1 protein-coding gene is annotated in these 248 nt (G+C 64.5%); it reads left to right on the top strand.

Translation table 11 applies throughout. From position 1 onward, the window contains the following. Positions 1-248 (top strand): imelysin family protein (locus tag G5A07_RS21595; RefSeq protein ID WP_223107826.1); only part of this gene is annotated, 248 nt, incomplete at both ends.

Here is a 248-nt window from a genome sequence, read left to right as displayed (position 1 = left end):
GTCGAACAGTTGCTGAAGAACAACCCGCAGGTCGACGCCGCGGCCCTGGCCAAGGCCAGCGTGGTGGTGCAGGGGCTCTCCGCCTACGAATACATCCTCTTCGACAGCAAGATCGACCTCGCCGACGCCGCCACCAAGGCCCGCTATTGCCCGTTGCTGGAAGCCATCGGCACCCACCAGCAGCAACTGGCCCAGGACATCCTGGCGCGCTGGAAGAACGACGGCGGCATGCTCACCCAGATGAGCAA

Source organism: Stenotrophomonas sp. AS012628 (genome assembly GCF_010608305.1).
GTDB classification, from domain to species: Bacteria; Pseudomonadota; Gammaproteobacteria; order Xanthomonadales; family Xanthomonadaceae; genus Stenotrophomonas; species Stenotrophomonas geniculata.
Note: the sequence above shows the minus strand (reverse complement) of the source record. Positions and strands in the feature narration are given on the sequence as shown.